Origin of the sequence: Streptomyces sp. NPDC005483 (genome assembly GCF_040606035.1) — a bacterium.
GTDB lineage: Bacteria > Actinomycetota > Actinomycetes > Streptomycetales > Streptomycetaceae > Streptomyces.
In genome coordinates this window covers 278202-301055 of the sequence record NZ_JBEXEA010000010.1, presented here as the reverse complement: position 1 = coordinate 301055, position 22854 = coordinate 278202, and the positions used below count along the sequence as shown (strand labels likewise).

At 69.3% G+C, this 22854-nt stretch carries 16 protein-coding genes and 2 pseudogenes; 6 read left to right on the top strand and 12 right to left on the bottom strand.

The features are described from left to right. Positions 1-51 precede the first annotated feature (51 nt). From ABZT06_RS21605 to ABZT06_RS21595, 3 genes are read right to left on the bottom strand one after another with little or no spacing between them, the layout of a single operon-like run. Positions 52-1089, bottom strand: coding sequence for a LacI family DNA-binding transcriptional regulator (locus ABZT06_RS21605; protein WP_355743099.1), 1038 nt, complete (start codon positions 1087-1089; stop codon positions 52-54). A gap of 2 nt (positions 1090-1091) precedes the next feature. Next, positions 1092-2132, bottom strand: coding sequence for a LacI family DNA-binding transcriptional regulator (locus tag ABZT06_RS21600; protein ID WP_355742995.1), 1041 nt, complete (start codon positions 2130-2132; stop codon positions 1092-1094). Between the two features lie 9 nt (positions 2133-2141). Continuing rightward, positions 2142-3185, bottom strand: coding sequence for a glycoside hydrolase family 43 protein (locus ABZT06_RS21595; RefSeq protein ID WP_355742992.1), 1044 nt, complete (start codon positions 3183-3185; stop codon positions 2142-2144). A 366-nt stretch (positions 3186-3551) separates the two neighbouring features. On the opposite strand from ABZT06_RS21595, the gene ABZT06_RS21590 reads away from it, so the two are divergent. The 6 genes from ABZT06_RS21590 (at position 3552) to ABZT06_RS21565 (ending at position 11532) form a co-directional block, all read left to right on the top strand. Beyond that, complete coding sequence (locus tag ABZT06_RS21590) at positions 3552-4490, top strand: family 43 glycosylhydrolase (protein ID WP_355742989.1); 939 nt, start codon at positions 3552-3554, stop codon at positions 4488-4490. 92 nt (positions 4491-4582) lie between these two features. Then, positions 4583-5878, top strand: a complete 1296-nt coding sequence (locus ABZT06_RS21585; protein WP_355742986.1) for an extracellular solute-binding protein — start codon at positions 4583-4585, stop codon at positions 5876-5878. 19 nt (positions 5879-5897) lie between these two features. Further along, a complete protein-coding gene (locus ABZT06_RS21580; protein WP_355742983.1) occupies positions 5898-6863 on the top strand; it encodes a sugar ABC transporter permease in 966 nt (321 codons plus the stop codon). Continuing rightward, positions 6860-7696 carry a carbohydrate ABC transporter permease gene (locus tag ABZT06_RS21575; protein WP_355742980.1) on the top strand — a complete coding sequence of 279 codons (837 nt, stop codon included), beginning with the start codon at positions 6860-6862 and terminating at the stop codon, positions 7694-7696. Before ABZT06_RS21580 ends, ABZT06_RS21575 begins: the two co-directional genes overlap by 4 nt. Positions 7697-7813: 117 nt before the next feature. Beyond that, positions 7814-10615, top strand: a complete 2802-nt coding sequence (locus ABZT06_RS21570) for a LamG-like jellyroll fold domain-containing protein (RefSeq protein ID WP_355742977.1) — start codon at positions 7814-7816, stop codon at positions 10613-10615. Between the two features lie 107 nt (positions 10616-10722). Then, positions 10723-11532: a hypothetical protein gene (locus ABZT06_RS21565; RefSeq protein ID WP_355742974.1), complete on the top strand. Its 810-nt coding sequence runs from the start codon at positions 10723-10725 to the stop codon at positions 11530-11532. Between the two features lie 163 nt (positions 11533-11695). Here ABZT06_RS21565 and ABZT06_RS21560 read toward each other — a convergent pair. From ABZT06_RS21560 to kdpF, 9 genes and pseudogenes are all read right to left on the bottom strand, one after another. After that, positions 11696-11827: pseudogene (locus ABZT06_RS21560) on the bottom strand (NADPH:quinone reductase); the annotation flags it as partial. Positions 11828-12195: 368 nt separating this feature from the next. Then, positions 12196-12468 carry a hypothetical protein gene (locus tag ABZT06_RS21555; RefSeq protein WP_355742971.1) on the bottom strand — a complete coding sequence of 91 codons (273 nt, stop codon included), beginning with the start codon at positions 12466-12468 and terminating at the stop codon, positions 12196-12198. 142 nt (positions 12469-12610) lie between these two features. Beyond that, positions 12611-16108 carry a SpoIIE family protein phosphatase gene (locus tag ABZT06_RS21550; protein WP_355742968.1) on the bottom strand — a complete coding sequence of 1166 codons (3498 nt, stop codon included), beginning with the start codon at positions 16106-16108 and terminating at the stop codon, positions 12611-12613. Between the two features lie 659 nt (positions 16109-16767). Continuing rightward, a pseudogene (locus tag ABZT06_RS21545) lies at positions 16768-17073 on the bottom strand (IS110 family transposase); the annotation flags it as partial. Between the two features lie 209 nt (positions 17074-17282). Then, complete coding sequence (locus ABZT06_RS21540; protein ID WP_355742965.1) at positions 17283-17966, bottom strand: response regulator; 684 nt, start codon at positions 17964-17966, stop codon at positions 17283-17285. A gap of 112 nt (positions 17967-18078) precedes the next feature. Next, positions 18079-18711 carry a potassium-transporting ATPase subunit C gene (locus tag ABZT06_RS21535; protein ID WP_355742962.1) on the bottom strand — a complete coding sequence of 211 codons (633 nt, stop codon included), beginning with the start codon at positions 18709-18711 and terminating at the stop codon, positions 18079-18081. 5 nt (positions 18712-18716) lie between these two features. Beyond that, positions 18717-20819: a potassium-transporting ATPase subunit KdpB gene (gene kdpB, locus ABZT06_RS21530; protein WP_355742959.1), complete on the bottom strand. Its 2103-nt coding sequence runs from the start codon at positions 20817-20819 to the stop codon at positions 18717-18719. Positions 20820-20857: 38 nt separating this feature from the next. Beyond that, the gene (gene kdpA, locus ABZT06_RS21525) at positions 20858-22522 is read right to left on the bottom strand and encodes a potassium-transporting ATPase subunit KdpA (protein ID WP_355742956.1); all 1665 of its coding nucleotides are present in this window, start codon (positions 22520-22522) and stop codon (positions 20858-20860) included. A gap of 7 nt (positions 22523-22529) precedes the next feature. Next, entirely contained in the window at positions 22530-22619 is a 90-nt protein-coding gene (gene kdpF, locus ABZT06_RS21520) for a K(+)-transporting ATPase subunit F (protein WP_016434100.1), read from the bottom strand. Positions 22620-22854 lie beyond the last annotated feature (235 nt).

Genomic DNA, 22854 nt, shown 5'->3' with positions numbered 1-22854 from the left:
GGCCCGGCGGCGCTCGCCGGGAACCCGAGCGGTGGTGATGGTGACGCGGTGTCACATCGACGGTTCGACAGGCGTGCCCTGAGCGACCGAGGAGGATTTGCGCACCCTCAGGACGAAGCCGACGCTTTCGCAGCGGCCGGGGAGTTCCCGGAAGTCCTCCGCATCGATGCGGGAGCGCAGGAGTGACACGGCATTGCGGGCGATTGACTCACGCTGCGGGTCGACGGTGGTCAGGGGCGGTGAGGCGAAGCGGGCCGCCTCGATGTCGTCGAAGCCTGCCAGAGCCACGTCGTTGGGGACCGCGACGCCACTTCGGGCCAGCACCGACAGGGCACCGATGGCGACCATGTCGTTGTAGCCGAAGAGGGCGTCGAAGCGGACGCGGGTGCGCAGCAGACGGGTCACTGCACCGGCGCCGGAGGACCACAGGTCGGCGTTGTCCACGCCGATCACCAGCGAGTCGTCGTAGGCGACCCCAGCGTCTTCAAGAGCTCTGCGGTAGCCGTGCAGACGTCGACCGCCGGCTCGCGGCTGGGCCTGTTCGCAGATGACGGCAATACGGCGTCGGCCCTGGGCGAGCAGGTGGGTGACAGCCGCGTATGTTCCCTGCTCGTCCGCGATCTCGACGTAGTCCAGAGGCATCCCGGCCGCCTGGGCAGGGCGCTCGCCGAGGACGACCGTGGGCTGGGTGAGCGGCAGGGGCAGGTACTCCTCGGGAGTGAGGGCCTGCGGCACGTAGATGACCCCGTCCACGAGTTCCTTGTGTGACGTGGACAGGACGGCGCGTTCACGCTCGGCGTCTCCGCGGGTGGTCTCGACCACCACTTTGAGTCCCTGGGTCTCCGGAGCCCGGATGACCTGTTCGGCCAGTTCCGCGTTGAACGGCTGGTAGACGTTCGGGAGGACAAGCGCGATGGTGCCGGTGCGCTGCGAGCGCAGGCCGCGGGCGAAGGGGTTGAGCCGGTAGCCGAGCTCCTCGACAGCCGCGCGGACGCGGTGTTCCGTCTCCGGGCTGTAGGAACCGGTGCCGTTGACGACGTTGGAGACCGTCTTCGTGGACACGCCCGCCTTCTCGGCCACGGTACGCATGGTCACGCTCCGCCCCATGCGGGCATCCCTCCCAAAGTCGATTCACGGACGGTCAGTTGGTGGTCGGCGACGACCAGCCGGCCCGAATCCGGCTCGACCGTACCGTTCATGCGGTCGTTCAGCAGGGCCAAGGCCTCCCGTGCGATCTGGGCCCTGCCGGGGGCAATGGAGGTGAGCGCCGGGTGCGCGTACCGTGCGTCGTCCGTGTCGTCGAACCCGGCTACGGCCACTTCTGCCGGGACCCTCACCCCCGCTTCCTGCAGGGCGTGCAGGGCACCCAGCGCCAGCGCGTCCGCGAAGGCGACCACGGCGTCGAACGGGATGTCCGCTTCGAGCAGCCGGCGCATGCCCGTGGCTCCCTCCTGGCGGTTCCAGTGAGGGGTGCCCACTTCGAGAACCAGGTCGGGGACGTAGGGCAGACCGGCCTCGCGCAGCCCCTCCCGGTAGCCCTCCAGGCGCAGTTGGGCGGCGGCCCGCTCGGGCCGGTCGCTGTGGTCGGCACCGAGGGCCGCGATCCGGGTGTATCCCAGCGACACCATGTGCCCGACGAGGGCGCGGACGCCTTCCTGGTTGGCCATGGCGACCCGGTCCACGGGCGCGTCGTAGGCACGTTCGGAGATGAACACCGTCGGCACCGTCCGTGCCACGGTCTGGGCCTGTGCGTCCGACAGGCCCACCGGGTACATCAGCAGCCCGCCGAGGTGCGGACCGTGCTCGCGGACCAGTGCGAGTTCGGCCTCGGCGTCCCCCTCGGTGAGTTCGATCAGCACCGTGAGCCCATGGCGTTCCGCCTCCCGCATGATCTCCTCAGCGAGCGAGGAGAAAAAGGGCTGGGAGAGGTGGGGCAGGGCGAGTCCGACGAGGTCGATCCGGCCGGTGCGCAGGTTGCGAGCGACCGAGTTGGGCCGGAAGTCCAGCTCGGCTATGGCGGCGTCCACCTTTCGCCGGGTCTGTTCGCTGACGTTGGGCTCGCCGTTGACCACACGGGAGACCGTCTTCAGTGACACCCCGGCCCGCTGGGCCACGTCATGCATCGTGGACATGACCGAACCTTAGGCTCTGGCCGAGGCGGAGCCGCGCAGCCCCGCGCACTCCGCGTCGGTGAGCGCCAGCACCGACCCGTGGCGGAGCCCCGGCGGCAGCGCGCAGAACTCCGGCTCGACCGCGGGAAGCCATACGGGACTGTCCAGGCGGTCGGCCCGGAAAGGTACGTAGCCGCGGCCGAGGAACTCGTCCAGCAGGAGCAGCCAGCCCCGCCCGTCGGGTGCCGGAAGCACGATCGGCCCTTCGGCGTGCGCCAGGCCCGGCCGTTTTTCGGAGCCGCGGCCTACGCCCTGCGCGACGGGCTCGTAGTCCGTGGCGTGCAGGTCTCGGGAGCGCTCGACGAAGACGAACTTGGCGTCGGGAGCCTCCGGCGTCCCGGGCAGTCGCTCGTCCTTGGTGAACCGGTAGAACCATCCGTCGTGCTCCACGACGGTGGAGTCGATGACGGGGTACCCGTTGTCCACCCACACCCGGGGCTCGCCGAAGGTGCGGAAGTCCTTGGTGGTCGCGCAGTACATGCGCTGGTACGACGGGCTCTCGTGCCGTGGGTCGTCGTCCGGGTAAACGGTGGAGGCCCAGAACACCAGGTACTCCTCCCGGCCCGGGTCGTAGACGGCCTCGGGCGCCCAGACGCACCCGGCCCACTCCGGCATGACCTCGACCCGGTGCGGCCCGTCCCACTCGCGCAGGTCGGCCGAGTGCCACACCAGCAGGTCGCGACTGCCGTGAGCGATCGCCTGTTCCCAGCCCTCACTGCCATGGATACGCAGGTCGGTGGCGAGCAGATGGAACCCGCTGCCGTCCGCCGTCCGCACCAGGAACGGATCACGCGCACCACCGCCCTCGGGGGCGAGCGGGGGAATGCCGGTCAGTTCCGTCCAGCGGTCCATGCGGGGGCTGTCGCAGAGCACGAAGCGGATCCGCTCGCCGTCGGCGCGGTGCTCGCCGGCGAAGTAGGCGAAGAGGTGGCCGGCGGGCCGGTCGGGCCCCGAACCGCCGGTCGGCTGTGCCGTACCTGCGGCTTGGTGGTCGCGGTGGGGGCTCTGGGGCACGGGGACCTGTCTCCTCGTCGGCGGGGTGGGGTGAGGTGAGCTTCGCACTGCAGATTCATCGTTGTCAAAGGGTGAGAACTCCGATGACACACAACGCTTCCCTTGCCGGCATGCCTCAGGACTGGAGGATCCGACGAAGGAGATGGCTGTGACCTGCGCAGGTCGCGAACGTGACGGGGAGGCACATGGGCGCCGTTCGATGTCGGTCTGGAAAAAGAACAGCCAAGGAGGGTTGACGACGATGTACCTGACGGACATCCTGATCCCGCTTCACCCAGCCGTAACACCCGGTTCACCCGGTTCGTTCGGTTCGCTCGGCCTATTTCTCCCGACAAAGCCGGCTCTCGCCGGCAGAAGAAGGTCGTCATGGCCTCCCTTGCCCCCGCCCCGGCGCCCCTGTACGAGGACCCCGTCCACGCGGGCCCGACCGATCCCGTCGTCCAGTACGACGGCCGGCAGTGGTGGATGTTCTACACACAGCGCCGCTCCGACGTGGCCGCGCCAGGCGTCGCCTGGGTACACGGCACCGCGATCGGCGTCGCGACCAGCACGGACGGTCGCGACTGGCTCTACCGCGGCGTGCTGGACAGCCTCCCGTTCGAGCCCGGCACCAACACCTTCTGGGCCCCGGAGACGTTGCGGGCCCCCGACGGGGTGTTCCACATGTACGTCAGCTACATCCGCGGTGTGCCGAACCGCTGGGAGGGCCACGACCGGCGGATCCTGCACTACACCAGCGTCGACCTGTGGCACTGGGTGCACGCCGGCCCGGTGCCGCTCAGCTCACGCCAGGTCATCGACGCCTGCGTCCACCCGCTGCCCGACGGCTCGGGCTGGCGCATGTGGTACAAGGACGAAGCCCACGGCTCGCACACCTGGGCCGCCGACTCGGCCGACCTGTACGACTGGCGGGTACGGGGCCCGGTGCTGGAACACCGACCGCACGAGGGACCCAACGTCTTCGCGCTGGACGGCCGGTACTGGATGGTCGTCGACTGCTGGGACGGCCAGGACGTGTTCCGCTCCGCCGACCTCGACGAGTGGACCCCGGCAGGCCGCATCCTCGACGGCTCCGGCACCCGGGAGGACGACCAGGGCGTCGGACACCACGCCGACGTCGTCGCGGGCCCCGACGCGGCCTGGATCTTCTACTTCACCCACCCCGACCGGGACACGGCATCGCCGGACAGCGACGGGCCGGCGCAGCGCCGCTCCGTCGTGCAGCTGGCCCGGCTCACCACCCAGGGCGAACAGCTGCTGCTCGACCGTCACACCGTTCCGTTCCACGCCCTGCCCCGACCCTGAAGCCCCGCGCCGGGGCCATGACACCCCGGGGCGCCGCCTCCGAGCACACCGAGACCTTCACCGCGCCCCGCGCGCTCCCGAGAGGAACCACCATGTCCATCGACAACGCCGGCAACGGCGCCCCTCAGCTCAGCAGACGACGCTTCGTGCAGGGCAGCCTCATGGCCGCCGTCCTCGGTGGCACCGCACTGGGTGCCAGTGCCTGCTCCACCAGCACCGCGGCGAGCGGTGGCGGCGGCAAGGGCTCAGTGTCCTTCTTCTCCTGGGACACCCAGACCGTCATGAAGCCGGTGCTGGACCTGTTCACCAAGCAGACCGGCACCTCCGTCTCCTTCTCCTACGCCCCGCCGGTGCCGCAGTACGTCTCCACCCTGCAGACCCGCCTCCAGGCCCACACCGGCGCCGACGTCTTCATCCTCACGGCCGAGGACAAGCAACTGGTCGGCGGCGGCTTCCTGAAGGACCTGACCGGCCAGAAGTTCCTTGACCCCATGAACTCCGCCAACAAGGACTTCATGACGGTCGACGGCAAGGTGTACGGACTGTCGATCTCCTCCTGGGCCGGCGGGATCATGTACAACAAGGAGCTGCTCGCCAAGGTCGGCGCGGACGCGCTGCCGGACAGCTGGGACGGGTTCCTGAAGCTGTGCGGCAAGCTCAAGGACAAGGGGATAGCCCCGTACTACGACTCCGCGCACGACGGCAACTTCATGGCACTGTGGGGCCTGCTCGGCGGGTACTTCGACGGTCACGGCGGCTTCCCGGACGCCGACATCTTCGCGGGCAAGGCCACGTTCGCCGACACCTGGACCGAACCGCTGGTCGCCTACTGCAAGCTGTACACCGAGAAGCTGACGCCCAAGTCGGTGGTGGGCCTGACCAGCGACCAGGTGGTCAGCGAGTTCGCCAACGGACGGGTGGCCATGTTCGGCGCCGGCACCTGGAACGTTCCCACGGTCCAGAAGAGCGCCCCCCACCTCTCCTTCCAGACCGAGGCCATCCCCGGCATCGACAAGGGCACCAGCTACTGGACCGGTGCCGCCAGCCCGGGTTACGCCATCAACGCCAAGGCCAAGAACCCCGAGGCCGCCCTGAAGTTCCTCGAGTTCCTGGCAAGCCCCGCCGCCGTCGGGGCGTACGGCAAGTCCAGCGGGGCGATCACCACCACCAGCACCTACACGCCGAGCTTCGCCGCGGACATCACCAACCAGGCCCTCGGTGCCCGCTCCGGCAAGATCTACCTCCCCGTCGTCGCCTGGCCGCGCCACTCCAACGAGCTCATCCAGGAGTTCAACACCCAGATGCAGCAAATGGTCCAGGGATCGGTCAAGCCCAAGGACATCCCCGCCGCACTGGACAAGAAGCTCAAGCAGCTCGACGCGAAGTAGGCGGGAAGCGACAGCCCTCATGGCCATACAGACCCCCGACCTGTCCACCCGGGCCCGCGCCGTCACCACGCCCGGCGGCGCGTCCGGCGGAACCCGCGCCCGCCGCCGGCTGCGCGAGCAGCTGACCACGCAGGCGTTCCTGGTGCCGATCGCCCTCGTGCTGGTGGTGCTGTTCCTGGTGCCGCTCGCCGAGTCGGTGTACTACAGCTTCACCGACTACAGCGGCTCCTCACCGACCAGGCACCTGGTGGGGCTGCGGAACTACCGGCAGATCTTCACCGACCCCTCGGTGCTGACCGGCCTGGGCTTCACCCTGCTGTACGCGGTGGCGACCACGCTGATCGTGACCGTCCTGGCCATCCCGCTCGCGGTGATCCTCAACCGCCGCTTCCCCGGCCGGAGTCTGGTCCGCGCGGCGTTCTTCTTCCCCGCCGTGCCCAGCATGGCGATCCTCGGCCTGGTGTGGACGTTCGTCCTGTCGCCGCTGTCCTCCGGGGTGATCAACTCCGTCCTGGGCAGCCTCTTCGGAGTCGGTCCGGTGCCGTGGCTGTCGGACAACACCCTGGCGAAGGTCTCGGTGATCGTGGTCGGGGTCTGGGCGCAGACCGGCTGGCACGCCGTCCTCTACCTCGCCTACCTGCAGTCCGTCCCCCGGGACTACTACGAGGCCGCCACCATCGACGGGGCCACGCCGCGACAGCAGTTCTTCCGCATCACCCTGCCGCTGCTCGCGCCGGCCATGACGGTCAGCCAGTTCCTGTTGCTCATCAACGGCCTCAGGGTGTACGACCTGCCGTTCACCCTCACCGCCGGCGGCCCCGGCTACGACACCTACACCATCACCCAAATCCTCGTACAACGCGGTATCGCCGAGGGCGACTACGGGCTCGGCGCCGCACTGGGCGTGATCTTCCTGATCGCGGTCGCCGCCGTGCTGTCGCTCCAGCTCTCGGTGACCCGCAGGCTGGAAAGGAGGTTCCGGTGACGGCGATCCTCTCCCGGCTGCGTACCCGGGGCTGGCTCACCAGCGCCTACATGCTGCCCGTCTCGGCGGTGATGGCGCTGCCCTTCTACTACGTCCTCGTCAACACCCTCAAGTCGCAGGCGCAGACCACCGGTTCACCGCTGGCACTGCCCACCTCGCCGGACTTCTCCACCTACCGCCGGGTCCTCGACCAGGTCCCCATCGCGGCGGCGTTCGCGAACACCCTCTACGTCACGGTGGTCTCGGTCGCCGTCATGGTGCTGATCGGCGCCATGGCGGCCTACGCCCTGACGATCCGCCCCACCAGGTTCAACAAGCGCTTCGGCAAGCTTCTGCTGCTCGCGTTCATCGTGCCCACCCAGTCGACCCTGATCCCCGTCTACCAGATCTTCGTCAAACTGGGCCTGGTCAACAGCCTGAACGGCCTGGTCCTGGTCTACAGCGCCGGCTCGATCTTCTGCTGGTTCGTCATCCAGGGCTACATGGCCACCCTGCCGTTCGAGGTCATCGAGGCCGCCCGGCTGGACGGCTGCGGTCCCTGGCAGGTCTTCTGGCGGATCGTGCTGCCGTTGATCAGGCCCATCCTGGCCACCGTCGCGGTGTTCCAGACGATGTGGATCTGGAACGACTTCTTCACCCCCAACGTGTACCTCAGCGACCCGGGCAAGAGCACGATCGTGCTGGAGGTCTACACCTCGGTCGGGCAGTTCCAGGTCGACTGGCCGGCCTTCCTGACCCTGAGTGTCATGGCCCTGGTCCCCATGGTGGTCTTCTTCGTCGCGGTCCAGCGGCACATCGTGTCCGGTCTGCTCAGCGGCGCCGTCAAGGGCTGAACCACACCTCCCTGATCGACCGGTGCGTTCGGCGCGCCCTCCTCCCCGTATCACCCGGCACGCGCGCGCACCGGTCTGCTCCACCCCACTCATCCGCTCCGTTCGAAGAGGAACGCAATGCGAAGATGGCCACGCCGCCTCCTGGCGGCCCTGGGCAGCGCGGCAGCCACGCTGGGACTCGTGCTCGTCCCCAGCACGGCCGCCCACGCGGCGACCTGCACCACGTACTACATCTCGTCGTCGTCCGGCAGCGACAGCAACGACGGATGCAGCACCAGCACCCCGTGGAAGACGCTCACGAACGTCAACTCGACGACGTTCACGGCCGGGAATCAGATCCTGTTCCAGGCCGGCGGTTCCTGGACCGGCGAACTCCAGCCCCAGGGATCCGGCGCCTCCGGCAACCCGATCGTGATCGGCGGCTACGGATCCGGCGCCGCTCCCATCCTCAACGGAGGCGGTGCCGCGGCCACCATCTACCTGCACAACCAGCAGTACTGGACGGTCCAGAACCTGGAGATCACCAACCCGGCCTCCAGCGCGGCGGTGCGCAGCGGCATCCAGCTGGAGAACGACACCACCGGGATCCTCGCCGGAATCCACATCCTGAACAACAACATCCATGACGTGAAGGGTTACTGGGCGAACGTCCAGAACCCAGTCCAGCCGAGCCAGTCCTCCGGCATCGCCTTCGACGTCACCGACAACAACACCACCAGCGGCTGGGACGACGTCCAGATCAGCAACAACACGCTGACACGCGACGACGCCGGCGGCATCTACATCGGCTCCCTCGTGGGCCTGAACCACAACATCAACACCACCAACGTCGTCATCGACGGCAACACACTCACCGACATGGGCGGCAACGACATCGTCTGCGTCTTCTGCGCCTCACCGGTCATCCAGAACAACGTCGCCACGGACAACGGCTACCGCTACTCCGGCGCCGGCCTGTGGAACGGCTGGACCACCAACGCGGTCTTCCAGAACAACGAGGTCTCCCGCCAGTACCGCAACTTCGTCGACGGCCAGGCCTTCGACATCGACAACAACAACACCGGCACCGTCATCCAGTACAACTGGAGCCACGACAACCCGTTCGGCTTCACGGAGTGGTGCTGCCGCAGCGGCTTCGGCGCCAAGTCCTCGGTGATCCGCTACAACATCAGCCAGAACGACGGCGCTTCCAACGCGGTCTTCCCCGGCATGGGCGGCGTCGACAGCAACACCACCGCCCAGGTGTACAACAACACCATCTACATGGGCGAGGGCGACAACGGCGGCGTGACCGGGGGCACCCCGAACAGCACGGTCGCCTTCTCGAACAACATCGTCTACAAGCTGGGCACCGGCGGCTACGCCACCAACAAGACGACGTGGACCCACAACCTGTTCTACGGCCAGCATCCCGCGAGCGAACCGGCCGACTCCGCGAAGATCACCGCGGACCCGCTGTTCGTGAACCCGGGTGCGGGCGGAACGGGGCGGGCCTCGGCCGCCGTATACAAACTGCGCAGCGGCTCCCCCGCCCTCGGCGCGGGCGCGGTCATCTCGTCCAACGGCGGCCAGGACTACTTCGGCAACACCGTCTCCGCCACCGCCGCGCCCAACATCGGCGCCTACAACGGCCCGGCCGTCTCCGGACCCACCGCCCACACGGGCGCGTACTGGCCGCTGGAGGAAGGTTCCGGCACCGCCACCGCCGACCTGACCGGCGGCGCCAACAACGGCACCCTGCAAGCAGGGGCCTCCTGGACGACCGGCAAGGTCGGCGCGGGCGCCGTCAACCTGACCGGCGCGAGCAACTCCTGGGTGGACGTCCCCACCACCGCCCTCGACACCAGCGGCAGTTACACGGTCTCCGCGTGGGTGAAGCCGAACAGCGTCACCGGCAACCAGACCTACGCGAGCATCGACGGCTCGGCCATCAGCCCCTTCTACCTCCAGCTGACGGGCGGCACCTTCGCCTTCACCGTCCGCAGCGCCGACTCGACCAGCGCCACGTTCAAGCAGGTCACCGGCGGCAGCCCCGCCACCGGCACCTGGTACCACCTGACCGGCGTGTACGACAACAGCGCGCACACCATCGCGCTGTACGTGAACGGCCAGCTCCAGGGCACCACCGCGTTCTCGTCACCGTGGAAGGCCACCGGCCACACCACGATCGGCCGGGCCAAGTGGAACGGCGGGAACGTCGACTTCGCCAACGGCGCCATCGACGACGTACACATGATCCCCCGGGCCCTCACCGCCCGCGAGGCGTACGCCCTCGGAACCGGCGCCGTCGGCTACTACCAGCTCGACGAGGGCAGCGGCCACACCGTCACCAACCTGCTCGGCAACACCGACGACGGCTACACCGAGGGCAACGCCACCTGGGCGGGCAGCGGGAAGGTCGGCAACGACTCGCTCAGCCTTGACGGCACGGCCGTGACCATGGCGGTCGTCCCGTCCTCGGTGATCGACACGAGCCAGAGCTACACGGTCGGTGCCTGGGTGAAGCTGAACTCCGTCAGCGGCAACAACCAGACCTTCGCCAGCCTCGTCGGCGGCAAGGTCAGCCCCTTCTATCTGCAACTGTCAGGAGGCAAGTTCACCTTCGTCACCCGGGCCTCCGACGCGAACGCGTCCGCGGCCACGACGGTGACGGCCGGATCTGCGGCGACGACGGGCACCTGGTACCACGTCCTCGGCGTGTACGACAGCGGCGCCCAGACGATCTCCCTGTACGTCAACGGCACCCTCCAGGGCAGCACGTCGTTCGCCTCCCCCTGGAAGGCGATCGGCGCCACGCTCATCGGCGCCGGCACCTACAACCAGGGACCGGTGGACTTCACCAACGGCCAGATCGACGACGTCCACTTCTACAACCGGGTTCTCAGCACCGCTGAGATCCAGACGCTCGCCGCCGGCTGACCCAGCGGCGGGACGGGACGGGTGCCCACCCGGGGCATGAGGGTGCTCCGGGCCGGGCGCCCGTCCCCCTTCGGACGGCCCCACAAGAGACAAGAGAGGAGTCGACGATGAGCACGTCGACGCGGCACCGGCCCCGGACACCGGCGAAGAACCGGGCGCGCGGCCACGTGCCGCTCTGGGCGATAGCCATCACCGCGCTGGTGGCCGCGGCCGCCATCGCCGTGGCGGCCCTGCTGCCCGGCCCGCGGCACAGCCGGCCACCGGCCGCCGCACCGGCTCCCCCGGTCACAGCCGTGGCGGCGACGATCGACGGCCAGGACGTCCCGGTACGCGAACTCGCGCTCTACCTCACCCAGGAGCGATCGGCGGCCTTCACCCACTTCCGCCAGAAGTTCGGCGCCGAGGACGGCCCCGACTTCTGGACCACCGAGCACGACGGCCAGACACCCGCCGCTTATCTCCGCGAGCGGGCCCTCGCCGACGTCACCCGGGTCACCGTCGAGCTCAACCTGGCCCACCGCCAGGGTCTCCTGGCGGACTCCGGATACGACGCCTTCCTGCACAACTGGCAGGCGGAGAACGCCCGTCGCCGCACCGCCGTCGCCACCCACCAGGTCATCTACGGCCCGGTGCAGTACACCGAGTCGAACTACTTCACCTACGTCCTGAACAACCTCGCCGCCGCCCTGCGCGACAGGCTCACGGACACGCGGGCCATCACCACGCCGGACAGCGCCCTTGGCTCTTACTTCTCCGCCCACCGCGGCGACTTCCCGCACCGGTCGTTCGCCGCGGCGCACGAAGAGGTCCGCCAGGCGTACGTGTTGGACCGTTACCAGGCGGCGATCGACCGCCTCACAGGAGCGGCCCACGTCCGCGTACACCACACGGTGTTCGACGCCGTCCCGGTCAACTGACACATTGCCGGCCGGCGCCCGAGCGGATGCCATGGCCGTCCGTTGTCGGCCGACGCGCATCAAGCGTAGTTCGTTGTCGTTTCTCAGTAGCCCGGGGCTCAGTCTGAGCAGCCCACCAGTTCCAGTACGGCGTCGACGCCGTCCGGCATCCGCTCGCGCACCCGGTCGGCGATCCGTAGGCGGTCTGGAACATCTCCGGCAGCGCACCGACGAGCTCCCACGGCAGGCCGGAGTCGAACGGGATGACCTATGCCGCGGAGACGGTCAAGTACTGGGCGTACGCGCCGTCGGAGGCCGCCGGGCCGGGTGACGACGTCGGCCCACCTCGTCGCCGGTGCGGCGTCGCGGGCCACCATCGGTCGGCCCACGTCGAGTTCCTTACTCTGTTCGCCCCCTGGTGCGCTGTTCCGGGTCGCCCGGTGACCGTCAGGGGCGAGCGCTGTTCCGAGATCCGCCAACTCGCAGTACGACCAGTCGGTCACAAGACCATCGCCGCTCGCTCAGGCGGTCTGTCCGGGAGACCGTCCACCAACGCCTGCGCACGATCGAGCGGATACTCGGCTGCGACCTCGAATCCAGGCGTGCCCCAGCCGGACAGCCCGACAACGGTCGGCCGCTCAACACGACCACAACCGGGCCCCGTCAACCGCGCGGGTCCCCTCCTCACGGCCTGGGACGGTTGCGGGGCAGGCAGGAACCGAGCAGCCCGTCAGAGCCAGCCCACCGGCATCCCGAGGAAGGCTCGACTTGGCTGACCCCGCGCAGCGCGGCGAAGGACGCCTGACTGTCCAACCACTCCGGGTTCCCCCACCGCACCGTGATCAGCAAAGTGACGGCCATGTCCGGACCGATCCCCACCTCGTCGAGCAGTTGCGAGGCATTACCTTCCACAAGCCGGGCCATGTGAGCGTCCACCTCCCGGATCTGCTCGTTCACACCGCGCGGGGCTGGCTTCCAGGTGGCGCGGTCTGCCCAGTCGAAGCGCACGTTGCCGGAACGGGACGCCGCGCGCGCCGGACCCCCCATAACCGTCTTCGTAGCCCCGCAACGGGGTTACCGGCCTTCGGAGTTGGTATGACTACGATGGTTCGGCGGTGGCGGCGAGCAGGGCGGTGTCATCGTCGACCCGGTCGGGGGTGTTCAGCAGCTCCAGGGCCCGTTCGGTGATCTGCTGGGGGTCGGTGCGGGCGGCGGCGGGCAGCGCGCCGCAGGTCTGGCACAGGGCCGCCAGGCAGTCGTCCAGGGACAGTGCCCGGTTTTCCACCAGGCCGTCGGTGTACAGCAGCAGGCTGGTGCCGGGCGGGAACGCCACCTCGCGGTCGACCGGGGTGCTGCCCAGTCCCAGCGGCAGCGCTGGGGGTAGCTCCAGGTAGGCGGTCTCGGCGGCTACCAGCAGGGGCGGCAGGTGCCCGCTGGCGGCGTAGCGCAGGCGGTGGCGGTGCGGGTTGTAGACCGCGTACAGGCAGGTGGCGAAACGTTCGGTGGCGAGCGACTGCAGGTAGGCGTCCAGTCTGGCCAGCACCTGGGCCGGGCCGGCGCCCTCCATCGCGAGGCTGTGCAGGGCGGAGCGGAGTTGGCCCATCACGGTGGCGGCTGCCACGTCGTGGCCCATGACGTCCCCGATGGCCAGCCCCACGGCACCGTCGGGCAGCGCGAACACGTCGTACCAGTCGCCTCCGACCTCGGCACCACGGTTGCTGGCCCGGTAGTGGGTGGCCAGGCGCACCCCGGGCACCTGAGGCAGGCGGTGGGGCAGCAGGGCGCGCTGCAGGGTCAGGGCGAGGCGGCGCTCGTTGTGGTACCGGGTGGCGTTGTCGTAGGCCGTGGCCAGGCGGTGTGCGAGGTTCTCCAGATACTTGCGTTCGACCGCCGAGTAGTCGGTGTGCCGGACCAGTACCAAGGCGCCCAGTGTCTGATCGTGGGCGTGCAGCGGCAGGGCCAGCACGGCGGCGGGTGCCGGGTACGTGCCGTCCAGGGCTGGGGTGGTGCCGTTGATCGCATGCGTGGCGGCCGTGGCCAGGGCCTCGCGAGCAAGAAGGCGGCCGCCGGCGATGTATGCCGGGGGCGCCTGCGCCGGGGCGGGTGCCGTCGCGGTGAGGTGGATGCTGATCTGGTCGGCGAAGTCGGGCAGCAGGATCTGGCCGACAGTCCGCAGAATCTGATCCGGGTCGAGGGTGGCGGACAGCCGCAGGCCCGCGTCGGCCAGGGAGGCCAGCATGGCCAGCTGGTTGCGGGTCTCGGTCAGGACCTGTTCGCGCAGCCGGGACAGTTCCAACCCGGTGCGGACGCGCGCCAGCAGCTGGCGCGCGGAGAAGGGTTTGGCGAGGTAGTCGTCGGCGCCGGCACGCCGACCCTGCACGGATTCCTCCTCGCCGGCGCGGGCGGTGAGCAAGACGATGTGCAGGCGGGCGGTGCGCGGGTCGGCGCGCAGCGCCCGAACCAGCTCGAAGCCGTCCATGCCGGGCATCATCACGTCGCTGAGCACCATCTCCACCGGCTGCGCCAGGGCCATCTCCAGGGCGGCCCGGCCGTCGGCGGCGAGCAGCACGTCGTGGTCGGGCTGCAGGAGCTGGGTGAGGTAGGCGCGCATGTCGGCGTTGTCGTCGACGACCAGCAGGCGGGCTCGTTGGGGGCGGTGGGTTTCCTGCTGGCCGGGGCCGTCGGGGGCACCGTGGGTCGTGGGGGCGTGCGGGGTGCCTGCCGCAGGGGTAGCCGCAGCGGGGACGGGGTCGGCCGCCAGCCAGCCCAGCGCCTCGTCCACATAGGCCGTGGCGCGGCCGGGCCGGCCGCCTCCGCCTTCCCTGGGGGTTTCCCCGGGGGATCCGGCGCCGGCCGCGGGCGGGTCCGGGCGGGGCCGGTGGGCGGCGAAGGGGAGGTCCACGTCGACGGTGGTGCCCTGGCCGAGCAGGCTGTCCACGCCGACGGTGCCGCCGTGTGCTTCCACCAGGTCCTTGACCAGCACCAGGCCGAGGCCGCTGCCCTCGTGGGAGCGGGAGCGTGCGCCGCGGACCCGGTGGAAGCGTTCGAACAGGCGCGGCAGCTCGTCCGCGGGAATGCCGGTGCCGGTGTCGGTCACGGTCAGCCGGGCCCGGCTGCCGGCCGCGGCCACCTGTATCCGCGCGCCGCCGGTGAAGGTGAACTTCAGAGCGTTGCTGAGCAGGTTGAGGATGATCTTCTCCCACATCTCCCGGTCCAGGGCCACCGGCCGGGGCAGCGGCGGGCAGTCCACCTCCAGCGTCAGCCCGGCAGCCTCGAAGGCGGAGCGGAACACCCCGGCCAGCTCGGCCGTGGCACCGGCGAGGTCGACCGGCTCGAGGGCCGGGCGTATCTGCCCGGCATCGGCCCTGGCGACCTCCAGGAGGGTGTTGACCTGCTTCAGCAGGCGCAGGGCGCCGCGCTCGGCCAGCTCCAGCCGCTCGCGGCGCTCGGGCCGGTCCTCGTCGGCCAGGACCTGCTGGAGTGGACCCAGGAGCAGGGTGAGCGGGGTGCGCAGTTCATGGCTGACGTTGGCGAAGAAGGTGGTCTTGGCCCGGTCCAGCTCGGCCAGCGCCTCCGCCCGCCGACGCTGCTCGTCGTGGGCGAGCGCCGCCGTCAGCGCCCCGGCCACAGCGGCGGCGAGCACCTCCAAGAAGTCCCGGTAGGCCCCGGCCGGCGGGAAGCAGGGGTTGACCCCCACCACCAGGACACCTCCCACCTGCCCCGCACAGTCCAGCGGCAGAGCCAACGCCTCCACGACCGGGAGCCGGGAGGCCGCGGCGTGCTGCCCGGCCGTGTTGCCGCCGGTGAGCGCGACGGCCGGCAGATTGGCCGGAGCATCGTCGGCGACCACCTGCGCCAGCCGGGCCGCGATCTCCTGCCCGTCGGCCGCACTCGGCAGGACGGCCTCGGGCGCCGGCCGCAGTCCGGCGGAGGCCGCCGGCCGCAGCATCCCCGACTCGGAGGCCAGGTACAGGCCCAGGAACGGGATCTCTTCGGGATAGGAACCCAGCACCTCCGCGACGACGCGGGCCACCTCGCCCGGGGTGGGCAGCCCGGCGGTGCGGGCGCCGGTCTCGCTCAGCAGGCGCAGCCGGCGCTCGCCCAGTACCCGGCCGGTGGTCTCGGTGATGATCTGCAACACGCCGCCGGCGGTGCCGTCGTCCAGCAGCACGGGCTGGAAGGAGGAGTCGAAGTAGCACTGTTCCAAAAAACCGTGGCGCTCCATGACGAGCGGCTCATCCGGGATCAGCAGAGACTTGCGGCTGCCGGTCACATAGTGGAAGTGGGAGCTCACGGGGGCCCAGACCTCGGGGAACACCTCCTTGTAGGGCTTGCCGAGTGCCCAGGGGTGTTTGGCGCCGGGAATGGGTGCGGCGCCCAGGTTGTACAGCGTGGCGAATTCGGCGCCCCAGTACAGAGCCATTCCGTGCCCAGAGGTGAGCATGAGGCGCAGGGTGTCCACCAGGGGCCCTGGCCAGGACTCGGGGGGCCCGAGCGGTGTCGCCGCCCACTCGATGCCGGCCAGAAGCTCGCCGAACGCACCGGCCTCGGCGAACATCCGGGCCGCCGCGGTGCGAGGGTCATCGGGCCGGGTCATCGAGAAATCTTCCTCCTGGCGCCTATGTGATCCGCCCGCGCCTTCCCAAGGCTGCCGACGGCCACTCGCTGCGGACCTTCGGTCAGAACGGACGCCGGATCCGACGCTTCTGGCCACACTCCTGCCAGGGGTGCAAGGTTAAATCAGACTAAACTCCGATTTGCTCAGAAGTATAAGCTTTCGAGCGTCCGCCGACGGTGTCGGCCAGGACGAGGGGAAGAAGGTGGCGGGCCGCAACGGTCAGCTCGTGGAGTGCCTGGGATTGGTGCCGGTGGTGCTGGCCACCGCCGCGAGCGTCCAGGACCGGGCCGCTGATGCAGCAACTGCGTGAACGCCACCGCAGGATCACTCTGGTGACCAGCATGGACGCCCTGACGTCGGCTGGCCGGACCCGCCTGGGTCGCCCTCCGGGACCGTGAACAGGTACGTCTCGAACCCGGCGGCGTCGCCGTGCTCAGCGGCAGCACCCGTCGGCTGTCGCCGATCACCCGTCCGCCGACCCGGACGTGATCATCCGCTCCGGCGGACGCTGCACCGCACCCGACGGCACCGAACACAGCGCCTACGCCTCTGGCCCTGCGAACCCCCGGCTTGACGCGCGCGAGCGGGGGTTCTGCATCGCCTGTTCCGTCACACAGCCCCTAGGAGCGGGGGTCTGGCTATGGCTGTTTGACCAGGTGGAAGACCTCCCGGGCCGCGTAGCGTTTGAGGCAACGGACGATTTCCCGCCGGGTCTTGCCCTCTTTGATCCGGCGCTGGTAGTAGTCCTGCGTGCGCGGGTCGACCCGCAGACGGGTGAAGACGATGCGGTGGAGCGCGGCGTTGGCCTGCCGGTCGCCGCCACGGTTGAGACGACGGAACTGCCGACGTCCAGAGGAGCGCTCGACGGGGCTGACCCCGCACAGCGCGGCGAAGGCCGCCTCGCTGACCAGCCGTTCCGGGTTGTCCCCCACCGTGATCAGCAAGGTGACGGCTGTGCACCGGGGCGACGGCGAGCCAGCCGTTGTGGCCGAACTAGGTGCCGAACCATACAGGCCCATTCCCAACGCGATCCGGGGGACCGCCAGGGATTGAGGACCACCAGGGCAACCTGCGCGGCTACGGCTCGCTCACCCCCGGTTCGCCCGCCGGCGCGCGCGGCGTACATGGATGCGGGGTTCACCGCGTGCCATGTTCACCCTTCGAAGCGGTAGCCCATGCCGGGCTCGGTGATGAGATAGCGGGGGTGGGCGGGATCCGCCTCCAGCTTGCGCCGCAGCTGGGCCATGTAGACCCGCAGGTAGTTGGACTTGTTGCTGTGGGAGACGCCCCAGACCTCCTGGAGCAGGTGCCTCTGTGTGATCAGCCGTCCCGGGCTGGTGACCAGGATCTCCAGCAGATGCCACTCGGTCGGGGTGAGGCGTACTTCGTGGCCACCCCGTACGGCCCTCTTGGCCAGCAGCTCGATGGTGAAGTCCGCCGTCTCGACGAGCGTCGTCCCGGTGGCGAGCGGCGTCTCCTCGGTGCGTCGTACGGCGGCCCGCAGCCGGGCGAGCAGTTCGTCCATGCTGAACGGCTTGGTGACGTAGTCGTCGGCACCGGCGTCCAGCGCGGCGACCTTCTCGTCGGAGCCCTGGCGGGCGGACAACACCAGGATCGGCACCCGGGTCCAGCCGCGCAGACCCTTGATGACCTCCACGCCGTCCATGTCGGGCAGACCCAGGTCGAGCATCACGACATCCGGTTGCCGGGCGGCAGCGAGCCGCAGCGCGGTGACGCCGTCGGCGGCCGCGTCGACCCCGTAGTGGCGTGCCTGGAGATTGATGATGAGGGCCCGTACGAGCTGCGGGTCGTCCTCCACCACCAGCACCCGTGTCATCGGCGTGCGCCTTCCTGTCGTACGTCGCGGAGACGTACCCGCTGGGTGACTGCGGGAGTCGGCGCACCCGGTCGTCCGGGCCGCCGACTCCGCTGTGGGTCGGGTAACGCCGTCAGCTCTTGGCCAGGAGTTCCTTGAGCGCGATGTTGAGCTCCAGGACGTTCACCCGGGGTTCCCCGATGAAGCCGAGGGTGCGGCCCGTGGTGTGCTCGTCGACCAACTTCTGCACCTGGGCGGCGGTCAGGCCGTTCTTCTCGGCGACCCGGTGGACCTGGAGGTCCGCGTAGGCCGGGGAGATGTCCGGGTCCAGGCCGGAGCCGGAGGAGGTGACCGCGTCGGCGGGGACCTGGGAGGGCGCGACCTTGTAGTCGGCGGTCGTGTTGTCCTTGACGACCTTGGCCTTGGCCTCCTTGACCCACTTGACGAGCTCGGGGTTGTCCGCGGAGCGGTTGGTCGCCCCGGAAAGGATCAGCTTGTACTGGGTGTTGACGGAGTTCTCACCGAGCCCGTTGGCCGGCCGGGGCTGGAAGTAGTCCAGGCTGTAGCCCTGTTGGCCGATCAGGGAAGACCCGACGCCCTTGCCGTCCGCCCTGACCTCCGAGCCGTTCGCCTTGTCGTGGAAGAGGGCCTGGGCGACACCGGTGACGGCCAGCGGGTAGATGACGCCGGTCACCAGGGTCAGCACCAGCAGGGCCCGCAGCCCCGCCCACAGCAACCGGCCCGTGTTCGATACGGAGTTGTTCATGGCTTTCAGCCGATCCCGGGGATGAGGGAGATGAGCAGGTCGATGAGTTTGATGCCGACGAAGGGAGCGATCAGGCCGCCGATGCCGTAGATGGTGAGGTTCCTGCGCAGCATCTTGTCGGCGCTGACCGGCCGGTACCGCACGCCCCGCAGCGAGAGCGGCACCAACGCGATGATGATCAGCGCGTTGAAGATGACCGCGGACAGGATCGCCGAGTCGGGCGAGGACAGGCCCATGATGTTGAGCTTGTCCAGACCCGGGTAGACGGCGGCGAACAGCGCCGGGATGATCGCGAAGTACTTCGCCACGTCGTTGGCTATGGAGAACGTGGTCAACGCGCCCCGGGTGATGAGGAGTTGCTTGCCGATCTCGACGATCTCGATCAGCTTGGTCGGGTTGGAGTCGAGGTCGACCATATTGCCGGCCTCCTTGGCGGCCGACGTGCCGGTGTTCATCGCCACGCCGACATCGGCCTGGGCCAGCGCGGGCGCGTCGTTGGTGCCGTCTCCGGTCATCGCGACGAGCTTGCCGCCTGCCTGCTCCCGCTTGATCAGGGCCATCTTGTCCTCGGGGGTGGCCTCCGCGAGGAAGTCGTCGACGCCCGCCTCCTCGGCGATCGCCCTGGCCGTCAGCGGGTTGTCGCCCGTGATCATGACGGTCTTGATGCCCATGCGCCGCAGCTCGTCGAACCGCTCCCGCATACCCTCCTTGACGACGTCCTTGAGGTGGATGACCCCCAGCACCCGGGCACCGTCGGCGTCCTCGACCGCGACCAGCAGCGGAGTGCCACCCGCCTCGGAGATCCGGCTCGTGGCCGCGCCCGCGTCCTCGGCGACCGTGCCCCCGCGCTCCTCGACCCACTTGATGACCGAACCGGCCGCGCCCTTGCGGATCCTGCGCCCGTCGACGTCCACACCCGACATCCGGGTCTGCGCGGTGAACTCGATCCACTCGGCCCCCATGAGCTCGCCCTGGTGACGCTCGCGCAGGCCGTACTTCTCCTTCGCCAGTACGACGATGGAGCGGCCCTCGGGCGTCTCGTCGGCCAGCGAGGAGAGCTGCGCGGCGTCGGCGAGTTCGGCGTCCGTCACACCGCTCACCGGCACGAACTCGGCGGCCTGGCGGTTGCCCAGGGTGATGGTGCCGGTCTTGTCGAGCAGCAGGGTCGACACATCACCGGCGGCTTCCACTGCCCTGCCGGACATGGCCAGTACGTTGCGCTGGACCAGCCGGTCCATGCCGGCGATGCCGATCGCGGAGAGCAGGGCGCCGATGGTGGTCGGGATCAGACAGACCAGCAGGGCGACGAGCACGACCATCGTCAGGTGCGTGCCGGCGTAGTCCGCGAAGGGCGGCAGGGTCGCGACCGCCAGCAGGAAGACGATGGTCAGCGAGGCCAGCAGGATGTTCAGGGCGATCTCGTTGGGAGTCTTCTGCCGGGCCGCGCCCTCGACCAGGCTGATCATCCGGTCGATGAAGGTCTCACCGGGCTTCGTCGTGATCCTGATGACGATCCGGTCGGAGAGCACCTTCGTGCCGCCGGTGACAGCGCTTCGGTCGCCGCCGGACTCCCGGATGACCGGGGCGGACTCGCCGGTGATGGCCGACTCGTCGACGGAAGCGACACCCTCGACGACGTCACCGTCGCCGGGAATGATGTCGCCTGCCTCGCAGACGACCAGGTCGCCGATCCTCAACTCGGTGCCCGGCACCTGCTCTTCGGAGCGGTCCTTGAGCAGGCGGCGCGCGACGGTGTCGGTCTTGGCCTTGCGCAACGTGTCGGCCTGGGCCTTGCCGCGGCCCTCGGCGACCGCCTCCGCCAGGTTGGCGAAGACGACGGTCAGCCACAGCCACGCGCTGATGGTCCAGCCGAACCAGTCGCCGGGGTCCTTGAAGGAGAAGACGGTGGTCAGGACGGAGCCGATCCACACCACGAACATCACGGGCGACTTGACCATCACCCGCGGGTCGAGCTTGCGAAAGGCGTCCGGCAGCGACTTCAGCAGCTGCCTGGGGTCGAAGAGGCCCGCGCCGACACGGCCCTCGGGAGACTGGTGCCCGGTGGGTGTGTCGCTGTGCGGCGCCCGGGTGGGAGTGGCTGTGGACATCTCATCGCTTTCGTCACGAGCGGCCCTCGTACGCGTGGTCATGACGCCAGCCCCTCGGCCAGCGGGCCCAGCGCGAGTGCCGGGAAGTACGTCAGACCGGTGATGATGAGGATCGCGCCCACCAACAACCCGGTGAACAGCGGCTTTTCGGTACGCAGGGTGCCCGCCGTCTCCGGCACCGGCCGCTGCTCGGCGAGCGAACCGGCCAGCGCCAGCACGAACACCATGGGCAGGAACCGGCCGAGGACCATGGCCAGGCCCAGGGTGGTGTTGAACCACTGGGTGTCCGCGTTCAGTCCGGCGAAGGCCGAGCCGTTGTTGTTGGCGGCGGACGTGTAGGCGTACAGGATCTCGGAGAACCCGTGCGCGCCGGAGTTGGTCATCGAGTGACCGGGCGTCGGCAGCGCCATCGCCGCGGCGGTGAAGACGAGCACCAGCGCCGGGGTGATCAGGATGTAGCAGGCTGCGAGCTTGATCTCGCGGGTGCCGATCTTCCTTCCCAGGTACTCGGGCGTACGGCCGACCATGAGACCGGCGACGAACACCGCGATGATCGCCATGACCAGCATGCCGTAGAGCCCTGATCCGGTGCCACCGGGCGCGATCTCGCCCAGCATCATGCCGAGCATGGTGATCCCGCCGCCGATTCCGGTGAAGGACGAGTGGAAGGAATCCACGGCACCGGTCGACGTGAGGGTCGTGGACACCGCGAAGATCGACGAGGATCCGACGCCGAACCGGACCTCCTTGCCCTCCATCGCCCCGCCCGCGATCTGCAACGCCGGCCCGTGGTGGGCGAACTCGGTCCACATCGTCAGGGCGACGAACCCGACCCAGATGGTCGCCATGGTCGCGAGGATCGCGTACCCCTGCTTGACCGAGCCGACCATCACACCGAAGGTGCGGGTCAGCGAGAACGGGATCACCAGGAGCAGAAAGATCTCGAACAGGTTGGTGAACGGCGTCGGGTTCTCAAACGGGTGCGCGGAGTTGGCGTTGAAGTAGCCGCCGCCGTTGGTGCCGAATTCCTTGATGGCCTCCTGCGAGGCGATCGCGCCGCCGTTCCACTGCTGAGAGCCGCCCATGAACTGGCCGACCTCGTGGATCCCGGAGAAGTTCTGGATGACACCGCAGGCCACCAGCACCACTGCTGCGACGAACGCGCCCGGCAGCAGGATGCGGGTCACCCCGCGCACCATGTCCGACCAGAAGTTGCCCAGTTCACCGGTGCGGGATCGGGCGAACCCGCGCACCAGGGCCACGGCGACAGCGATGCCGACGGCGGCCGACACGAAGTTCTGCACGGCGAGCCCGGCGGTCTGCACGACATGGCCCATGGCCTGTTCGCCGTAGTACGACTGCCAGTTGGTGTTGGTCGCGAAGGACACGGCGGTGTTGAACGCCTGGTCCGGGTCGATCGCCTTGAAGCCCAGCGAGCCCGGCAGTACGCCCTGGAGCCGCTGCAGCAGGTAGAGGAACAGGACCCCGACCGCGGAGAAGGCGAGGACCCCGCGCAGGTAGGCGGGCCAGCGCATCTCGGTGTCGGGGTCGGCACCGATGCCCTTGTAAATCCACCGCTCGACGCGCCAGTGCTTGTCGGTGGTGTAGACCCCGGCCATGTAGGTGCCGAGGGGGAGGTAGGCGAGCGCCAGCGCCCCTATGAGGGCGAGCAGCTGGAGAAAGCCGGCGAGTACGGGACCCATGCTGTTCTCAGAACCTCTCGGGGAAGATCAGCGCGAGGACGAGATAGCCCAGCAGGGCGACGGCCACGACGAGGCCGACGATGTTCTCGGCGGTCACAGCTTCGTCACCCCCTTGGCGACGAGGGCCACCAGCGCGAACACCGCGATCGTGGTGACGACGAAGGCCAGATCGGCCATCGCGAACTCCTAGAAGAGGTTCGGAAGAGATACGGACAGATAGAGGAAACCCCGCCCCTGACCGGAATCGACCGTCCGTTGACGAGTCCCTTACGGCGGCCCCCACACCTTTGACGGGCCCCTTACGGCCCCGCCTCAGACCGCCCTCACCACAG

What these genes read in the sequence shown, in the direction of transcription:
- ABZT06_RS21600 (WP_355742995.1), bottom strand. Translation starts at nt 2,132, where the DNA reads ATGTCCACGATGCATGACGTGGCCCAGCGGGCCGGGGTGTCACTGAAG.
- ABZT06_RS21565 (WP_355742974.1), top strand. Translation starts at nt 10,723, where the DNA reads ATGAGCACGTCGACGCGGCACCGGCCCCGGACACCGGCGAAGAACCGG.
- ABZT06_RS21540 (WP_355742965.1), bottom strand. Translation starts at nt 17,966, where the DNA reads ATGACACGGGTGCTGGTGGTGGAGGACGACCCGCAGCTCGTACGGGCC.
- ABZT06_RS21585 (WP_355742986.1), top strand. Translation starts at nt 4,583, where the DNA reads ATGTCCATCGACAACGCCGGCAACGGCGCCCCTCAGCTCAGCAGACGA.
- kdpB (WP_355742959.1), bottom strand. Translation starts at nt 20,819, where the DNA reads ATGTCCACAGCCACTCCCACCCGGGCGCCGCACAGCGACACACCCACC.
- ABZT06_RS21580 (WP_355742983.1), top strand. Translation starts at nt 5,898, where the DNA reads ATGGCCATACAGACCCCCGACCTGTCCACCCGGGCCCGCGCCGTCACC.
- ABZT06_RS21570 (WP_355742977.1), top strand. Translation starts at nt 7,814, where the DNA reads ATGCGAAGATGGCCACGCCGCCTCCTGGCGGCCCTGGGCAGCGCGGCA.
- ABZT06_RS21550 (WP_355742968.1), bottom strand. Translation starts at nt 16,108, where the DNA reads ATGACCCGGCCCGATGACCCTCGCACCGCGGCGGCCCGGATGTTCGCC.
- ABZT06_RS21535 (WP_355742962.1), bottom strand. Translation starts at nt 18,711, where the DNA reads ATGAACAACTCCGTATCGAACACGGGCCGGTTGCTGTGGGCGGGGCTG.
- ABZT06_RS21590 (WP_355742989.1), top strand. Translation starts at nt 3,552, where the DNA reads ATGGCCTCCCTTGCCCCCGCCCCGGCGCCCCTGTACGAGGACCCCGTC.
- kdpA (WP_355742956.1), bottom strand. Translation starts at nt 22,522, where the DNA reads ATGGGTCCCGTACTCGCCGGCTTTCTCCAGCTGCTCGCCCTCATAGGG.
- ABZT06_RS21605 (WP_355743099.1), bottom strand. Translation starts at nt 1,089, where the DNA reads ATGCGTACCGTGGCCGAGAAGGCGGGCGTGTCCACGAAGACGGTCTCC.